20 protein-coding genes are annotated in these 14,728 nt (G+C 42.2%); 3 read left to right on the top strand and 17 right to left on the bottom strand.

Annotation, left to right across the window (positions count from 1 at the left end):
- Positions 1 to 6 precede the first annotated feature (6 nt).
- The 11 genes from LCM09_RS17005 to LCM09_RS16955 form a co-directional block, all read right to left on the bottom strand.
- Entirely contained in the window at positions 7 to 561 is a 555-nt protein-coding gene (locus tag LCM09_RS17005) for a F0F1 ATP synthase subunit delta (protein ID WP_224884354.1), read from the bottom strand.
- Positions 558 to 1,067, bottom strand: coding sequence for a F0F1 ATP synthase subunit B (atpF, locus tag LCM09_RS17000; protein ID WP_224884352.1), 510 nt, complete (start codon positions 1,065 to 1,067; stop codon positions 558 to 560). The genes LCM09_RS17005 and atpF overlap by 4 nt, the downstream gene beginning before the upstream one ends.
- 109 nt (positions 1,068 to 1,176) lie before the next feature.
- Positions 1,177 to 1,389 carry a F0F1 ATP synthase subunit C gene (gene atpE / locus LCM09_RS16995; RefSeq protein WP_224884350.1) on the bottom strand — a complete coding sequence of 71 codons (213 nt, stop codon included), beginning with the start codon at positions 1,387 to 1,389 and terminating at the stop codon, positions 1,177 to 1,179.
- 70 nt (positions 1,390 to 1,459) lie between these two features.
- Complete coding sequence (gene atpB / locus LCM09_RS16990; protein WP_224884348.1) at positions 1,460 to 2,173, bottom strand: F0F1 ATP synthase subunit A; 714 nt, start codon at positions 2,171 to 2,173, stop codon at positions 1,460 to 1,462.
- A 19-nt stretch (positions 2,174 to 2,192) separates the two neighbouring features.
- A complete protein-coding gene (locus tag LCM09_RS16985; protein WP_224884346.1) occupies positions 2,193 to 2,561 on the bottom strand; it encodes an ATP synthase subunit I in 369 nt (122 codons plus the stop codon).
- Positions 2,562 to 2,750: an AtpZ/AtpI family protein gene (locus LCM09_RS16980; protein WP_224884423.1), complete on the bottom strand. Its 189-nt coding sequence runs from the start codon at positions 2,748 to 2,750 to the stop codon at positions 2,562 to 2,564.
- 497 nt (positions 2,751 to 3,247) lie between these two features.
- Positions 3,248 to 3,877 (bottom strand): uracil phosphoribosyltransferase, encoded by a 630-nt coding sequence (gene upp, locus LCM09_RS16975; protein WP_224884344.1) that lies wholly within the window; start codon positions 3,875 to 3,877, stop codon positions 3,248 to 3,250.
- 259 nt (positions 3,878 to 4,136) lie between these two features.
- Positions 4,137 to 5,384 (bottom strand): serine hydroxymethyltransferase, encoded by a 1,248-nt coding sequence (glyA, locus tag LCM09_RS16970; protein WP_224884342.1) that lies wholly within the window; start codon positions 5,382 to 5,384, stop codon positions 4,137 to 4,139.
- A 135-nt stretch (positions 5,385 to 5,519) separates the two neighbouring features.
- On the bottom strand, positions 5,520 to 6,080 hold the full coding sequence (locus LCM09_RS16965; RefSeq protein WP_224884421.1) for a TIGR01440 family protein: 561 nt from the start codon (positions 6,078 to 6,080) through the stop codon (positions 5,520 to 5,522).
- A gap of 26 nt (positions 6,081 to 6,106) precedes the next feature.
- On the bottom strand, positions 6,107 to 6,547 hold the full coding sequence (gene rpiB / locus LCM09_RS16960; protein ID WP_224884340.1) for a ribose 5-phosphate isomerase B: 441 nt from the start codon (positions 6,545 to 6,547) through the stop codon (positions 6,107 to 6,109).
- Entirely contained in the window at positions 6,544 to 7,176 is a 633-nt protein-coding gene (locus LCM09_RS16955) for a low molecular weight protein arginine phosphatase (protein WP_224884338.1), read from the bottom strand. Before LCM09_RS16955 ends, rpiB begins: the two co-directional genes overlap by 4 nt.
- A 157-nt stretch (positions 7,177 to 7,333) precedes the next feature.
- Between LCM09_RS16955 and hflK the strand changes: the two genes are divergently transcribed.
- Together hflK and hflC are read left to right on the top strand one after the other, a co-directional pair.
- Complete coding sequence (gene hflK, locus LCM09_RS16950; protein ID WP_224884336.1) at positions 7,334 to 8,284, top strand: FtsH protease activity modulator HflK; 951 nt, start codon at positions 7,334 to 7,336, stop codon at positions 8,282 to 8,284.
- Positions 8,277 to 9,209, top strand: a complete 933-nt coding sequence (hflC, locus tag LCM09_RS16945; RefSeq protein ID WP_224884334.1) for a protease modulator HflC — start codon at positions 8,277 to 8,279, stop codon at positions 9,207 to 9,209. The genes hflK and hflC overlap by 8 nt, the downstream gene beginning before the upstream one ends.
- Before the next feature lie 39 nt (positions 9,210 to 9,248).
- Here hflC and LCM09_RS16940 read toward each other — a convergent pair whose 3' ends face one another.
- The gene (locus LCM09_RS16940) at positions 9,249 to 9,806 is read right to left on the bottom strand and encodes a manganese efflux pump MntP (RefSeq protein WP_224884332.1); all 558 of its coding nucleotides are present in this window, start codon (positions 9,804 to 9,806) and stop codon (positions 9,249 to 9,251) included.
- A 141-nt stretch (positions 9,807 to 9,947) separates the two neighbouring features.
- On the opposite strand from LCM09_RS16940, the gene LCM09_RS16935 reads away from it, so the two are divergent.
- On the top strand, positions 9,948 to 10,214 hold the full coding sequence (locus LCM09_RS16935) for a DUF2533 family protein (RefSeq protein ID WP_224884331.1): 267 nt from the start codon (positions 9,948 to 9,950) through the stop codon (positions 10,212 to 10,214).
- A gap of 84 nt (positions 10,215 to 10,298) precedes the next feature.
- Here LCM09_RS16935 and LCM09_RS16930 read toward each other — a convergent pair whose 3' ends face one another.
- The 5 genes from LCM09_RS16930 to prfA form a co-directional block, all read right to left on the bottom strand.
- Positions 10,299 to 11,339, bottom strand: coding sequence for an L-threonylcarbamoyladenylate synthase (locus LCM09_RS16930; protein WP_224884419.1), 1,041 nt, complete (start codon positions 11,337 to 11,339; stop codon positions 10,299 to 10,301).
- Positions 11,340 to 11,525: 186 nt separating this feature from the next.
- Complete coding sequence (locus tag LCM09_RS16925) at positions 11,526 to 11,969, bottom strand: GNAT family N-acetyltransferase (RefSeq protein WP_224884329.1); 444 nt, start codon at positions 11,967 to 11,969, stop codon at positions 11,526 to 11,528.
- 67 nt (positions 11,970 to 12,036) lie between these two features.
- Entirely contained in the window at positions 12,037 to 12,654 is a 618-nt protein-coding gene (spoIIR, locus tag LCM09_RS16920; protein WP_224884327.1) for a stage II sporulation protein R, read from the bottom strand.
- Between the two features lie 94 nt (positions 12,655 to 12,748).
- Positions 12,749 to 13,588: a peptide chain release factor N(5)-glutamine methyltransferase gene (prmC, locus tag LCM09_RS16915; protein ID WP_224884325.1), complete on the bottom strand. Its 840-nt coding sequence runs from the start codon at positions 13,586 to 13,588 to the stop codon at positions 12,749 to 12,751.
- A gap of 4 nt (positions 13,589 to 13,592) precedes the next feature.
- Entirely contained in the window at positions 13,593 to 14,663 is a 1,071-nt protein-coding gene (gene prfA, locus LCM09_RS16910) for a peptide chain release factor 1 (RefSeq protein WP_224884323.1), read from the bottom strand.
- Between the last annotated feature and the right edge of the window lie 65 nt (positions 14,664 to 14,728).

Genomic DNA, 14,728 nt, shown 5'->3' with positions numbered 1-14,728 from the left:
TATCTTCTAGCCTTTCGCTGAAACTAATTTGCGTTCCATGCGTTTGAGTTTACCGCTAATACTTCCATCAAAAATACGATTGCCGATACGCACTTTGATCCCACCGACCAAAGTTGGATCGATCACATTTTCGATTTGAAGTGTTTTCTTACCTACTCGTTCTGCAAAAACTGCAGAAATCTTGTTCTGTTCCTCATCAGAAAGAGGCATTACAGAATATACTTTAGCTGCAGCTGTTTGCTGCTGCTCATTTGCGAACATATGGTAGTGGTTGATGAGATCGAAAACGATCGCAATACGATCACGCTCAACCAAAGTGAGAAGCGTGTTTAAAACTGGCGCTGACAGTGACTTTCCAAAACTGTTTTGGATGATGTCTTTCTTCTGCGCCGTTGTGAATTTAGGATGTGCGAACACTTCCATCAAGTCGTCAGTTTCTTTGAATACATCGTTAACGACTGCAAGCTCTTGCTTAACTTGCTCAACTGTTCCTTGCTCATGAGCAATTTCAAAAAGAGCGTTAGCATAACGTTTTGCGATTACTTCAAGGTCCCTGCTCATTTCTGACCGCCTGCCTGATAAAGGTAGTCATCGATTAGTTTCTGCTGTGAACGCTCGTCCAGTTCCTTCTCAACAACTTTGGAAGCGATCATTACAGATAGTGATGCAACCTGCTCGCGCAGTGATGCTACAGCTGTTTCGCGTTCACGAGCGATGTCAGCTGATGCTGCTTCTTTCAAGCGTTCAGCTTCAAGGCGTGCAGCTTCAATCATTTCTTGACCTTTTTGGTCAGCCATTTGCTTTTGGTTCTCAAGCATAGTTTGCGCTTCTTGACGAACACGCTTCATTTCTTCGCGCTGTTCATTTAAGTAAGCTTCAGCTTCTTTACGGTTCTTTTCAGCGGATTCGATTTCATTAGCGATATGCTGCTCGCGATCTTTCATGATACCCATCAACGGGCCCCAAGCGAACTTTTTCAATAGAGCAAGTAGCACGATAAATGCGAAAAGCTGATAAAGAATATCACCAGTGTTAAAACCTGCTCCAAGAATTAGACTGTTGAACAACGTGTTCACTCCCTTCAGAGATCATACAAAACGAATGGCGAAGGTTTCATTTCGAAACTTTCTTCGCCATCATGAAACGTTACGATTTCCCTATGAAATTCTTTTTGAACTATTGACCCATTACGATAAATGCGATTACTACACCGATGATCGGAAGTGCCTCAACTAGTGCGATACCGATAAACATTGTAGTTTGAAGAGTACCTCTTAGTTCTGGTTGACGAGCGATTCCCTCTACTGTACGTCCTACGATAAGACCGTTACCAATACCGGCACCTACTGCCGCTAGACCTACTGCAATTGCAGCTGCGATTAAACCCATGGTAAATTTCCTCCTTATTATTCATGAAAATAGATTTTTTATATAATGAAAAGTTCATTAATACTGTTGTTTAATGGTCGTCTGCCACTTTGTGTGCCATGTAAACCATCGTAAGCATTACAAAGATAAATGCCTGGATTGTACCGACAAAGATACTAAATCCTTGCCATGCGAGCATAGGAAGAAAGGCTCCAAGCGCTCCGCCGATTCCTGCTGCTCCAAGCCCAGCTAGGAGTCCAAGCAAGATCTCACCGGCAAAAATGTTTCCATAAAGACGAAGACCAAGTGTCAATGTGTTTGAAAATTCCTCGATCAACTTGAAAGGAAATAAGAATTTCATTGGGGTAAAGAATCCTTTACCATATTCCTTTGCACCTTTCATTTTCACACCATAATAGTGTGTGAGCACCACGACCATCGTTGCTAGTGTTAGCGTAATTGTCGGGTCTGCAGTTGGCGACTTCCACCATAAGTTATGATCAAACGTAATGGCGAATGGAAGACCAAGCATGTTTGAGACGAAGATATACATGAGTAGCGTCATCCCAAGAAACAGGAATCTTCCACCTGTTTGCCAGTCCATGGTGCTTCCAATAAGTCCTTTTACAAAGTCCATCACCCACTCGATGAAGTTCTGCAATCCAGTTGGACGCATTGCCAGTGAGCGAGTTGCTACAACTGCAAGGATGAAAACGATTGCGGATGCGATCGTGATCATAAGTACATTGGAAAGATTAAAAGTAAGTCCTAAAATTTCGTCAGTTGTAGGTGCATGATGTTCCAACAGCTTTTCACCTCTCTTCCTACTTAAAGCGTATTTGAAGTATTGAATCTATGAGAATGATAATGTAGGTTACCATCAACCCAATTACCACACCTAGCAAGTTGAACAGTTCCGGATACCTTGTTGCGATGGCGACAGCTAGTCCAGCCACAGCTAACCTTGTTAAGAAGCCAAGGGATTTTGCTTTCTTCCCTTCTTCAGCAGCTTGTCCAAGTCGGTTTATTTTACGGAACATGTTGAATAGGTTATAAATACTAAATATGGTTCCTAGTATTAACCCGAGGAATAATGCTTTGCTTGAGGTAACTCCCCAACCCATAACGAAGATCGCGAGCAGATACAGGGTGTATTGTAAGTAGCGGCGGAAATGTTGTTTATATTCTGTCATTTAATCTTCCCCTGTAAACTTATGTAGAAGACGAACCAGTCCATATATCCCCCCACCGAGTCCTAAAAGAAGTCCGATGACAAGAAAAAGTGGAAAAGTGTCGAAAAGGCTGTCCATCCATTTCCCAAGAAATATTCCTGTGAGTATCGATCCGACAAGGTACGACAGGATGGTTGTGTATAGTGCCATCGCCTTCAAATGAAGCGCCCCTTTACTGTTGAGGTTAGTTTAGGAGAGATGTCTCTCCCCGTGCGGATGAAAACCTTATCACTATACCCTTTGTAAGGATACAATAGGCATCCACCCATGTCAATGCGTTTCAAGGAAATGGTGTGATGAACTTCACAATGTTAAAGCATGATGAAAATCCCCGCATACAAACGAATTATAACGCTTTCACAGCTTAAGCGAAACCGGAATATGAAAACAGGTAAAAATTAGCGGATAAACTCGAATCATTTTGTCACGATTTTTTCACATTTTATGTGAGTGGGACACTTTTTAACACAAAAACCCTTCTAATTTCGAGAGGGTTAGCTTGTAAGAATTTAATGACCTCTATTCTCACTGTGTCGAGGAGGCCCGCTGCTCGCCCCGCGAAAAGGGAGCATCCTGGAGTGGAAATAACCCCAGTCATAACGAAAAACACGAAAAAAAAAACCTCTCCAAAATGGAGAGGTTTTCGATTACTTCGTTCCGTAAAGACGATCACCAGCGTCGCCTAGGCCAGGAACAATGTATCCTTTTTCGTTCAATTTTTCATCAAGACCAGCGATGAAGATGTCTACATCAGGATGCGCTTCTTGAAGAAGTTCAACACCTTCAGGAGCTGCGATTAAGCACATCATCTTAATGTTCTGTGCACCGCGCTTCTTAATCGAGTTGATCGCTTCAACAGCTGATCCGCCAGTAGCAAGCATCGGGTCGATCACAATAAATTCACGTTCTTCGATATCTGCAGGGAGCTTTACATAGTACTCGACCGGTTGCAGTGTTTCAGGGTCGCGGTAAAGTCCAACGTGTCCTACTTTTGCGGCAGGAATAAGCTTAAGAATTCCGTCTGTCATGCCGAGACCAGCTCTTAAGATCGGAACTAATCCGAGTTTCTTACCAGAAAGGACCTTGGATTTAGCTTCTGTTACAGGAGTCTTCACAAGTACTTCCTCAGTTGGAAGCTCTCTCGTAATTTCATATGCCATTAGAGCAGCAACTTCATCAACTAATTCACGAAATTCCTTCGTGCCTGTTTTTTCGTCTCTAATGTATGTAAGCTTATGCTGAATCAATGGATGATCGAACACGTATACTTTACCCATTGTACAATCTCCCCTTCTCAATTTAGTATCGTTCCACAATCTTCTTCGCAATTTTACAGAAAAACGAAAACTTATTCAAGGCTTTCTAAGATGATGAAATATTCACACTCATTGAGATAAAACATCCATAGCTAAGATTCTGTTCCTCATACGGAAACAGGTTAGTATCCTGCGCTACCGCCCGTTTAGCCCAAAATAAAAGGACTGCCGAAACAGCTTCGACAGCCCTCGGACGTGTAACCGCCCTGTTTTTCATCTATTAATAGGAAAGATCTTCATACATTGGGAATTTATTTGTTAGTTCAGCAACACGCTTCTCTGCTTGTTTCAACACATCTTCATCTTCAATGTTATGAAGAACGTCGCTCATGATGCTTGCGATTTCTTCCATTTCTGTTTCCCCGAAACCACGTGATGTAACAGCAGCCGTACCGATACGAAGTCCACTCGTTACAAAAGGACTTTGTGGATCGAATGGAATCGTGTTCTTATTCGTTGTAATCCCGATATCATCCAATGCTTTTTCTGCTACTTTACCAGTGATTTCAAGACTCTGAAGGTCTAACAGAACGAGATGGTTATCCGTACCATTCGAAACAAGGTTAATGCCTTCTTTCTCAAGAGAGGATGCTAGTTTTCTAGCATTCTTAATAATGCTTTCTGAGTATTGCTTGAAATCTTCAGATAACGCCTCACCGAATGCGACCGCTTTTGCTGCGATCACGTGCATGAGTGGACCACCTTGAAGACCAGGGAAAATAGACTTATCGATTTTCTTCGCAAATTCTTCTTTACATAGAATCATTCCACCACGAGGGCCGCGAAGGGTTTTGTGAGTTGTAGTGGTCACAAAATCAGCATATGGAACTGGGTTAGGGTGATGTCCTGTTGCTACGAGTCCAGCGATGTGTGCCATATCTACCATCAAGTAAGCATCAACTTCATCTGCAATTTCACGGAAACGCTTGAAGTCGATTTCACGAGGATATGCACTTGCACCTGCAACGATTAGTTTCGGACGATGTTCTTTAGCTTTCTCAAGCACATCGTCGTAGTCAATGCGATGGGTTTCTTTATCAACACCGTAATCCACGAAATTATATTGAACACCACTGAAGTTAACGGAACTTCCATGTGTGAGATGTCCTCCATGTGAAAGGTTCATACCAAGGACCGTATCTCCTTGATCTAGGACAGTGAAGTATACGCCCATGTTTGCCTGTGCACCTGAATGAGGCTGCACGTTAGCATGGTCTGCTCCAAATAACTGCTTTGCTCGATCTCTTGCGATGTTTTCAGCTACGTCTACATACTCACAACCACCATAATAACGGCGACCTGGATAGCCTTCCGCATACTTGTTCGTTAGAACGGATCCCTGTGCCTTCATAACAGCTTCTGAAACAAAGTTCTCTGATGCAATCAGTTCAATTTTGCTACGTTGTCTACCTAGCTCGTCTTGAATTGCCTGAAATAACTCTTGATCATGCTTTGCTAGTTGTTGCATTGATATCCCCTTTCCATCTCACACATATTTCTATCCTTTAATTGAATAGTCGTGAATCAATCTCGCTTGCATTGTATCACAGATCTTCCATACCGTATATTAAATAAAACAATATTGAAAATGTTCGGTTTTCACCTAAAAACAATGTTCATTTTTACTAGGGTACGACGCTCGTTCGCCACCAATAAGCTTTGGACGAGATCTTGCCATCGTTAAGTGGGCATGTCCGATCGCTTTGTGTTTACTTCTAACAGGGACTGCTACGTGTCTGATATGCATTCCGATAAACGTGTCACCGATGTCGATGCCTGCATCTGCAGAGATAAATTCAACGAGTACGGGATCACGCATCCTTTGAAAAGCATACGTTGCCATAGAACCACCTGCATGAATCGTAGGAACGGCAGCTACAATGGTATAGTTTCTAGCTTCAGCAGTTTCACGTTCAACGACTAGCGCTCGATTCAAATGTTCACAGCATTGAAAAGCAATGTTTACGCCCGTCTCATTCTGAAATGAACCCACGCTTTCATATACTGCTTCAGCTGCAAACGTGGTACCGGCAGTGCCTATTCTTTCTCCCATGACTTCACTTGAACTCATCCCTACAACTAAAAGATTGCGATCAGTCAAGCGAGCATCGACTTGTAAATCATCTAATGCCTCACGGGTATGCTTAGAAATCTGCTGAGCCATTTTCTCATCCACAGCTCATTCCTCCTTTAATTCGTTTCGTAAGCAGTAATTTTACCTACGCGCTTAGCGTGACGACCACCTTCATACTCTGTTTCGAGCCAAACTTTAGCGATTTCCTTCGCAAGTCCAGGGCCAATGATACGCTCTCCCATCGCTAATACGTTGGAATCGTTATGTTGTCTCGTTGCCTTTGCACTGAACAAGTCGTGAACAAGGGCACAGCGAATGCCTTCGACTTTGTTTGCTGTGATAGACATTCCGATGCCTGTCCCACATATAAGAATGCCTCGGTCAGCTTTACCAGAAGCGACGTGTTCGGCTACAGGTATGGCATAGTCCGGATAATCTACAGAATCTTTGCAGTTGCAGCCAAGATCGATGACTTCCATACCTAAATCCTCTATTACTCCTATGATGTCATCCTTGATCATAACCCCTGCGTGATCTGCTCCAATTGCAACTCTCACTGTTCATCCTCCTCATTCGTTTCCGCTGTTAAACGTTCGATCAAGCGGTCTATTGACGCTTCTATTTCATTATATGTTTCATGATAGTTTTCTAAGGAACCGCCGAAAGGATCTGAGATATCGAAAGAAGGAAGTTTCTTCTCTAGTCTTTCCAATTCCTCTAGTTCTTTCATTAATTCTTGTTCAAATGTTTTTCTTTTCTTCTCTTCTTCCTCACCACTTAGCCCATTCAATTCATGCACAAAAGTCGCACGCTTCGTTTCAAGTTCTGCAGCTTTTTTCTGGTAAGGTTCATACATCCCTTCACCAAATGCATACTCTTTTAACGTACTAACTTTATGTGAAAGTTCTGGAAAATCCCTCAATACTAATGCTTTATGACTCTCTGTCATTGTAAGGAGTAAATCTCCCCATTCAGCAAGCTGCCGATCTAGTAAGCGAGCACTATGAGAAAAGGATATGTTTTTGTCTTTCAAAAGAGTTTCAACTTGTTGGCTGGCAGGCGATCCATTAGCGGCGAATACACCTGCAGATTTCACTTCGATCTTACTGTTTTTATGTTTCACGATCGCTTCCGCCATTGGACTTCGACACGTGTTTCCTGTGCAAATAAATAAAACCTTCAACATAGCCACTCTCCTTCTACCTTTATTATGAAAGATGTCAGGAGATAAATCCACCCTGTTCAACTTTAAGGATCTATGAAATAATTTTTAATGAAATTGAAACCTTTTGTAATATGAAAGCGTATTACCTGATAGAAGCATAACCAAGGGGGGAAAAACAATGTCACAAAGAAGAATAGCGGTTATTGCAGGTTCCATCGTCCTCTTTCTACTACTCGGAGTCGTGCTTGTTACGAGTTGGTATACGGTAGATGAATCTGAGCAAGCTGTGATCATGACATTCGGGAAAGTAGATGAAGAAATTAGTGATGCCGGCTTACATTTCAAGTTACCGTGGCCGATTCAACAAGTTGATATATTACCGAGAGAGACGTTTAGTTTAACGTTTGGATACGATGAAAAAGATGGAGAAATCGTTGATTATCCAAAAGAAACGAAAATGGTAACAGGTGATGAAAACATCGTCCTTGCTGACCTCGTTGTACAATGGAGAATTACGAACCCTAAGAAATATCTCTATTATTCGGATCAACCGAAAGAAATCCTTTATGCCGCAACTTCCGCTTCACTTAGAGGGGTTATCGGAAGTTCAGAAATCGACGAAGCTCTTACTTCTGGTAAGGCTGAAATTGAAGGAAGCGTTCGTGAAATCCTGACGAAGCTCATCGATGAATATGAGATCGGTATCTCGATCCTAGATGTGAAGCTTCAAGATGTAGAATTACCGAACGATGAAGTACGAAAAGCGTTTACGAACGTTGTTGACGCTCGTGAGCAAAAGGAAACCACAATCTATGGAGCTAGAAAATATAAAAACCAGGAACTTAGTGTTGTAGAAGGACAGAAGGACGCGCGTATTTCAAAAGCGCAAGGTAAAAAAGCACAGCGTATCGAACAAGCGCGTGGTGACGTCGCAACCTTTAATGCGCTTTACAACGAATATAAAAATAGCCCTGAAGTAACGAAGAAACGTCTTATCCTAGAGACGCTTGAAGAAGTATTACCTGATACGAAGATCTACATTACGGATGAAGGTGGAGATACTGTAAAGTACCTTCCAATCCAGCCTGGTAAGACGGAAAAGCCGAAAGGAAGTGAATCGAATGAGTGATAACAACGTTTTTAATATGGATGAACACCGCAAGAATATGAATCCTTCCAAAATAATTAAAAGCGCGATTCTCATCGTTGCACTTCTCATCGTAATCGGCGGCATCTTCAGCTCTATTTTCGTTGTGAAAGAAGGCGAGTATAAAGTTATACGTCAATTCGGTGATGTCGTTCGAATCGAGACGAGTCCAGGTCTAAACTTCAAGATTCCTTTCATCCAATCGATTACAACTCTACCGAAATATCAAATGCTGTATGATGTGAATCCAGAAGAAATAACGACAAAAGATAAAAAGCGTATGACTGTTGATAACTACGCTGTTTGGTCAGTCAAAGATCCTCAGAACATGATCAGTAATGCTCGTACCATCGAAAATGCTGAAGCAAAAATGGGAGAATTCATCTTCTCAGTTATTCGATCAGAGCTTGGTCAATTAACGTACGATGAAATTATTAATGAGGAAAAATCGAGCAGAGGTAGTTTTAACACTCGTGTGCGCGATCGTGTGAACGAATTACTCGAAAGAGACGCCTATGGAATTAGCGTCACAGACGTAAGAATGAAACGTACCGATCTACCTGACGCCAACGAAAAGTCAGTATTCCAGAGAATGATTTCTGAACGTGAATCGAAAGCACAAGAATACCTCTCTCAAGGTGATGCTGAAGCTGATCGAATCAAAGCTGAAACAGATAAAGAAGTAGATACGATTCTCGCGAAAGCTGATGCCGATGCGCAAGAAATCGTTGCAGAAGGGGAATCGGAGGCTGCGAAGATCTATAACGAAGCATTCAGCCAAGACCCAGAGTTCTACGAGCTTTACCGAACACTGAAGTCTTATCGAACGACACTTAATGATGAAACAGTCATCATGTTACCTTCCGATTCTCCATATGCTCAACTATTGCAGGGAATCTCAGAATAACTTCACGAATATGATGTCGCTTCCTAGCGGCATCATATTCTATATAACGAGAAGCTTTAACCCAAATCCGAACAAGATGCACCCTCCAAACAGTTCACTATACGATCCTATGAAGTTCTGAAACTTTTTTCCGATAATTAAACCAGCCCATGTTAGCATCATACTGATCAAACCGAACAATACGATGGTGACGATGACTCTCGCCCCATAAATACCTAGACTCAACCCAACAGAAAAGCTATCCAAACTCACGCTAAGAGAAAACAATAGCAAGCCGATCCCAATCGGTTTCACGAACGGCTTATCGCTTGACGTAAAAGAGGACAAGCACATTTGTATTCCTAAGATGAGGAGCAATCCTCCCCCAACCATCGATGCGATACTCCCAAAATGAACGGATATAACCTTTCCGATCAATAACCCGGCAAGAGGCATACCCATATGGAACAACCCGATAACAATTCCGATCTTTGCAATTTGACGAATACGAAGCGGGATCATCCCCATACCTAGTCCAACTGAAAAAGCATCCATACCGAGAGCTACTGCCATCATACTCAAGGTCGCGAGCTCTCCAATAAGCGCAGTGGATATCATTCTCTCTCCTCCCGGGACGTGCTATTCCACTTTTATGCACGTCCTCTTGAAAATAGAAGGCAAAGGGGTAATAATAGGTTAAGAGTCGTAGGATAAGGGAAATGATTCAAGGAAAAGTCAAACTTTTGGAGGCTATACTCAATGAGCGTACACAAAGACATATCATCACAGCTCGGAAGAAAGAACCGAGAAATTAATCTATTTGTCCAATTAGATAAAGAACGAGAAGCAGCAATCGCCAAGGCAGTCGAACATAGTCACTCAGACGAACCTTATACACTCGACCGTGTAAACGAACTAACATCACAAATAAACGAACTCGCAAAACAAGGATCGATTCCAACTCGTTCTTATGTTACAAAAGCGATGATCGAAGAATATGTTCAGAAGAAATATAGAAATAAGTAGCACAAAATCACCCCATTTTCGGGGTGATTTTTACGTTAAACAAAGAAAGAGCGAGCTCCCATCAGGACACTCGCTCTTCATAACCTATTCCTTTATCACATTTCCGCTCGCAGCTTTTGATAATCGATTCATGACAGCAGTGCCAACACCTTGTTCTGTAAAGACCTCGCTATAAATTTCATCCACATTCGCTTCATCAAAACGTCTGAGGACATCATACAACCGATTGGCGACCGAAATGAGATCACTCCGTGAGCCACAAGGGATCACGACATCAGCTTTATATAGGGCCTCTGTTTCCTCCGTTGCCAAAACGCCAACCTTTATTCCTTCTTCCTTGCGTTTCTCAACGATTGATTGAAGAAAAGAGCTTGTACCATCTACTAGTGTGACAGGTGCAGACGGAGCATAATGTTTGTATTTCACTCCGGGAGATTTTGGTTGATGACTGTCATCAGTTAGGGCTGGATCAATCTCAACATGACCAACTACTTCTTCCAATTGTTCTTTCGTGATCCCACCTGGCCGTAAGATCGTAATCGTATCCGAAGAACAGTCCACAACTGTCGATTCTAGACCTACACCAGTAGCTCCTCCATCCACAACTCCGGCTACCCTTCCAGTTAAATCATGAATAACATGTTGAGCCGTCGTAGGACTCGGTTTACCAGAAAGATTTGCGCTAGGCGCAGCTAACGGCAAATCAGCAGCTTCTATTAATGCTAAAGCAACGGGATGATCAGGCATGCGAATCGCAACTGTATCAAGACCAGCGGTAACATTTGTTGCGACCCCTTCTCCTCCACGTAAAACAATTGTTAAAGGCCCTGGCCAAAAAGCATCCATTAACTTAGAAGCTTCATGCGGAATCTCTTTTACTAACTTTTCCACATGTGGACGACTGGCAACGTGAACGATCAATGGATTATCCGCTGGTCTTCCTTTTGCTTCAAAAATCTTAGCTACAGCCTGCTTTGAAAATGCATTCCCACCAAGTCCATAAACTGTTTCAGTAGGAAACGCGACAACTTCATTCTTTTTCAACCATTCGGCAGCTTCCACGATCTGTGGATAACTTTTTTCTATATCCACATCGTCATCCACATACCAAACATTTGTGTGGATACCTCCCACGTTATTCACCCTCTTATACACATATTACCGAGAAACCCATTGGTTTCGGGATAAAGAGAGGTTATTCAGCAGGATTCTACACGATTTGCAGAAACGTATTCTAGTCATAAAACAAACTAGTCCACATAATGTGGATAAAACACGATCAATCTGTGTATAAATATGTTGATGGTGATATCAGAAGTTCAACTGGCGCCTCATAATCACCCGATTCGAAGCATCTCCACTGAATAACCTATTTTGTTTTATGTCTACAGACAATTCTTCACGACTTATTGTCGAAAAACCAAAAACTTGAAAGAAGAAAGATTCTTCGTTTGAGGTTAAATAAAGCTCGTCCAGACTACATTTCTTTGCATAAGCGATCACTTGATCGAAGAAACGCAATAACCTTTCAGAAGTGGACTCCGCACTATTCAATACAAGTGCACGAAGAAGTCCAGAACGACCATATTTCTCAAGTCCAATGACTCCAAATAATTCTTTCGCTTCTGTTTCCGCAATCAAAAATGATTCTATATCAGGAAGCAAGTCCACTTCAAGTCCCGAACGTCTTACCATGTTTTTCACTGTTTCTTCATCTTCGGAAGTCGCCTCTCTTACAAGAAACAAATCTATCATCCTCCTTTTCCTTGCATAAAAGTAGTTATGTTAACGTTTTATGCATAAAAGAAGGATAATAGAACTCTTAAGCGAACAATCCTTTTATCCAATCTATCAAATCACCAATCAATTGTACTAGAAAGAATTCTACTTCAACATCGTCCGACTCTTCCACTTCTGTGTCAGGAGCAGCTGTTTCCGCTTGAACAGCATCGCCATTCGAGAAATCTAGAAAGCATAGAGGTGGAAATAGAACACACCACCAGTTATCCCCAAGTCCTTCTCCGATCGTGATCAACACAGCCTCATAGTTTCCAGCAGGGTATACGAAATCGCCATAAAGCTTTGTAGGGAAAGCCACTTCATCGAACTCGACTTTAAACGCTTCGTTACTTCCGATCGCGTCTAGCTCTTTCTTAACAATCGCTTCGATCTCTTTCAAATGCCCCTTAATAACTGTTCTCGAAGCTTCGATCGATGTTAAGTCGGCTACCCAAGTATTGATCGATTCGTTCACTTCATCACGGATGCGGCGTTTCACGATTTGATCATCGTCGCTGTTACTGTTAGCTAATATACGAAGACGAATCGCTTCGTCTGGAATGATCTGCTGCTCAGATGCTAGACTACTTTCTGACCCTTGAAGACTTGATACAAGAATAAAAATTGAGATTAATAGATTTATAAGTCCGCTTTGTTTCATTTTGTATCCCCGTCCCTTCTAGCTCTCATTCTGGCCAGATTAAGATGTTTTAAACATCAAACTCTTCATCAGAATGCGAGCCGTTTCGACGGGGCTATTTTATTACGCCAAACACCATACGTTCTTTGCCGCTTATATCTTTTACAACTTCCACTTCGATGGTCTCTCCAAAAGAAGCACGCAACAGTTCAGCAACTGTTCTCGCTTGCTTTTCACCCACCTCAAGACCGATCAATCCTGGACTTGAAATAACGTCAGGTAAGTCGTTTGCAAGACGACGATATAAATCATATCCATCTTTTCCACCTACAAGAGCAAGAATCGGCTCGTGATCCCTTACGAGTGAATCTAATTCTTGATAATCCTCTTCAGAAATATACGGTGGATTAGATACGATGATATCGAACTTCTTACCTTTCAGCGGTTCTAATAAATCACCATGCAGAAATGACACAGGTGCGTGAAGGCTATCAGCGTTTTCTTTCGCAATATCTAGCGCATCTCGAGAAATATCAACCGCTGTAACAGACTGCTGAAGCTCAAGCGCTAAGCTGATCGCAATTGCACCGCTCCCTGTACCGATATCAGCGATAGAGGGTTTGTCACGAAATAAGGTTCTTGCACGAGACATAATGCCTTCTACTAGCTCCTCCGTTTCAGGTCTAGGAACTAATACATGCTTATTCACACGAAACGTCCGCCCATAAAAATCCTCGCGCTCAACAAGATGTTGAATAGGAACTCCAGTAGCATGAATTCTTATTTTCTTTTCGAAGCTTTCAAAATCAGGCATTTCTTCTCTCATCTTGAGCAGTAATTCTGTTCTTGAGACGTTCAGTTCCTGCTTTATTAACCATTCTGCTGAAGATGCCTCTCGTCCATGCTCTTCTAAAAAAGAAGAAGCCCAGGTAAGGGCTTCAAATACTGTCTTCATAAAGTCACTCTCCAGCTTCAGCCATCAAGCGAGTTTGTTCTTCCGTAATCAATGCATCGATAAATTCATCCATCTTACCTTGAAGAATTTGATCAAGCTTCTGAATCGTTAAGTTGATACGGTGGTCAGTTACTCTGTTTTGAGGGAAGTTATACGTACGGATTCGCTCAGAACGATCACCAGTACCTACTGCTGATTTACGATTTTCATCGTACTCTTTTTGAGCTTCCTGTTGGAATTTATCGTACACACGAGCTCTAAGAACTTTCATAGCTTTCTCTTTGTTCTTGATCTGTGACTTCTCATCCTGACATGATACAACGACGCCTGTAGGTTCATGTGTTAAACGAACAGCTGACATCGTCGTATTAACACTTTGTCCACCTGGTCCACTTGAAGTAAAGGTATCCACTCGAATATCTTTCTCATGAATATCAACTTCTACTTCTTCTGCTTCCGGTAGAACCGCAACAGTCGCAGTAGACGTGTGGATACGTCCACCCGATTCAGTAGATGGGACACGTTGAACACGGTGAGCACCGTTTTCGTACTTCATCTTGGAATAAGCACCTTCACCATTAACCATGAAAATGATTTCCTTGAATCCGCCTAACTCAGTGTAACTAGCTTCGATCACTTCAGACTTCCATCCTTGCGCTTCCGCATAGCGGCTATACATGCGGTAGAGATCACCTGCGAACAATGCCGCTTCGTCTCCACCAGCAGCTCCACGAACTTCGATGATAACGTTCTTATCATCGTTTGGATCCTTAGGTAGAAGAAGAATTCGAAGTCTTTCAGCGAGCTCATCTTCCTGTGGCGTCAGTTCAGCTATTTCAGCCTTCACCATTTCACGCATTTCGGAATCTTTCTCTTCTTCAAGCATCGCTTTTGCGTCTTTGATTCCTTGGAGCACTTCCTTATACTCACGATACACCTGTACCGTTTCCTCAAGACTTGATTGTTCCTTCGAATATTCACGTAACTTCTTCGTATCGTTGATTACTTCAGGGTCACTCAATAACCCATTTAATTTGTCATAACGTTCTTCTACTGCTTCTAACCGTTCTAACAAGATCTTTCACCTCGTTTTCGTTGCATAACATTCTAATTATAGTATAGGATAAATAGCCCGTCAAA

Origin of the sequence: Guptibacillus algicola, assembly GCF_020171805.1 — a bacterium.
Taxonomy (GTDB): Bacteria; Bacillota; Bacilli; order Bacillales; family Guptibacillaceae; genus Guptibacillus; species Guptibacillus algicola.
This window is presented reverse-complemented; position numbering and strand designations above follow the sequence as displayed.

Excerpts from the sequence above, each read along its gene's own strand:
- LCM09_RS17005 (WP_224884354.1), bottom strand. The coding sequence starts at position 561 with ATGAGCAGGGACCTTGAAGTAATCGCAAAACGTTATGCTAACGCTCTT.
- atpE (WP_224884350.1), bottom strand. The coding sequence starts at position 1,389 with ATGGGTTTAATCGCAGCTGCAATTGCAGTAGGTCTAGCGGCAGTAGGT.
- LCM09_RS16985 (WP_224884346.1), bottom strand. The coding sequence starts at position 2,561 with ATGACAGAATATAAACAACATTTCCGCCGCTACTTACAATACACCCTG.
- LCM09_RS16980 (WP_224884423.1), bottom strand. The coding sequence starts at position 2,750 with ATGGCACTATACACAACCATCCTGTCGTACCTTGTCGGATCGATACTC.
- upp (WP_224884344.1), bottom strand. The coding sequence starts at position 3,877 with ATGGGTAAAGTATACGTGTTCGATCATCCATTGATTCAGCATAAGCTT.
- glyA (WP_224884342.1), bottom strand. The coding sequence starts at position 5,384 with ATGCAACAACTAGCAAAGCATGATCAAGAGTTATTTCAGGCAATTCAA.
- LCM09_RS16965 (WP_224884421.1), bottom strand. The coding sequence starts at position 6,080 with ATGGCTCAGCAGATTTCTAAGCATACCCGTGAGGCATTAGATGATTTA.
- LCM09_RS16955 (WP_224884338.1), bottom strand. The coding sequence starts at position 7,176 with ATGTTGAAGGTTTTATTTATTTGCACAGGAAACACGTGTCGAAGTCCA.
- hflK (WP_224884336.1), top strand. The coding sequence starts at position 7,334 with ATGTCACAAAGAAGAATAGCGGTTATTGCAGGTTCCATCGTCCTCTTT.
- hflC (WP_224884334.1), top strand. The coding sequence starts at position 8,277 with ATGAGTGATAACAACGTTTTTAATATGGATGAACACCGCAAGAATATG.
- LCM09_RS16940 (WP_224884332.1), bottom strand. The coding sequence starts at position 9,806 with ATGATATCCACTGCGCTTATTGGAGAGCTCGCGACCTTGAGTATGATG.
- LCM09_RS16935 (WP_224884331.1), top strand. The coding sequence starts at position 9,948 with ATGAGCGTACACAAAGACATATCATCACAGCTCGGAAGAAAGAACCGA.
- LCM09_RS16925 (WP_224884329.1), bottom strand. The coding sequence starts at position 11,969 with ATGATAGATTTGTTTCTTGTAAGAGAGGCGACTTCCGAAGATGAAGAA.
- spoIIR (WP_224884327.1), bottom strand. The coding sequence starts at position 12,654 with ATGAAACAAAGCGGACTTATAAATCTATTAATCTCAATTTTTATTCTT.
- prmC (WP_224884325.1), bottom strand. The coding sequence starts at position 13,588 with ATGAAGACAGTATTTGAAGCCCTTACCTGGGCTTCTTCTTTTTTAGAA.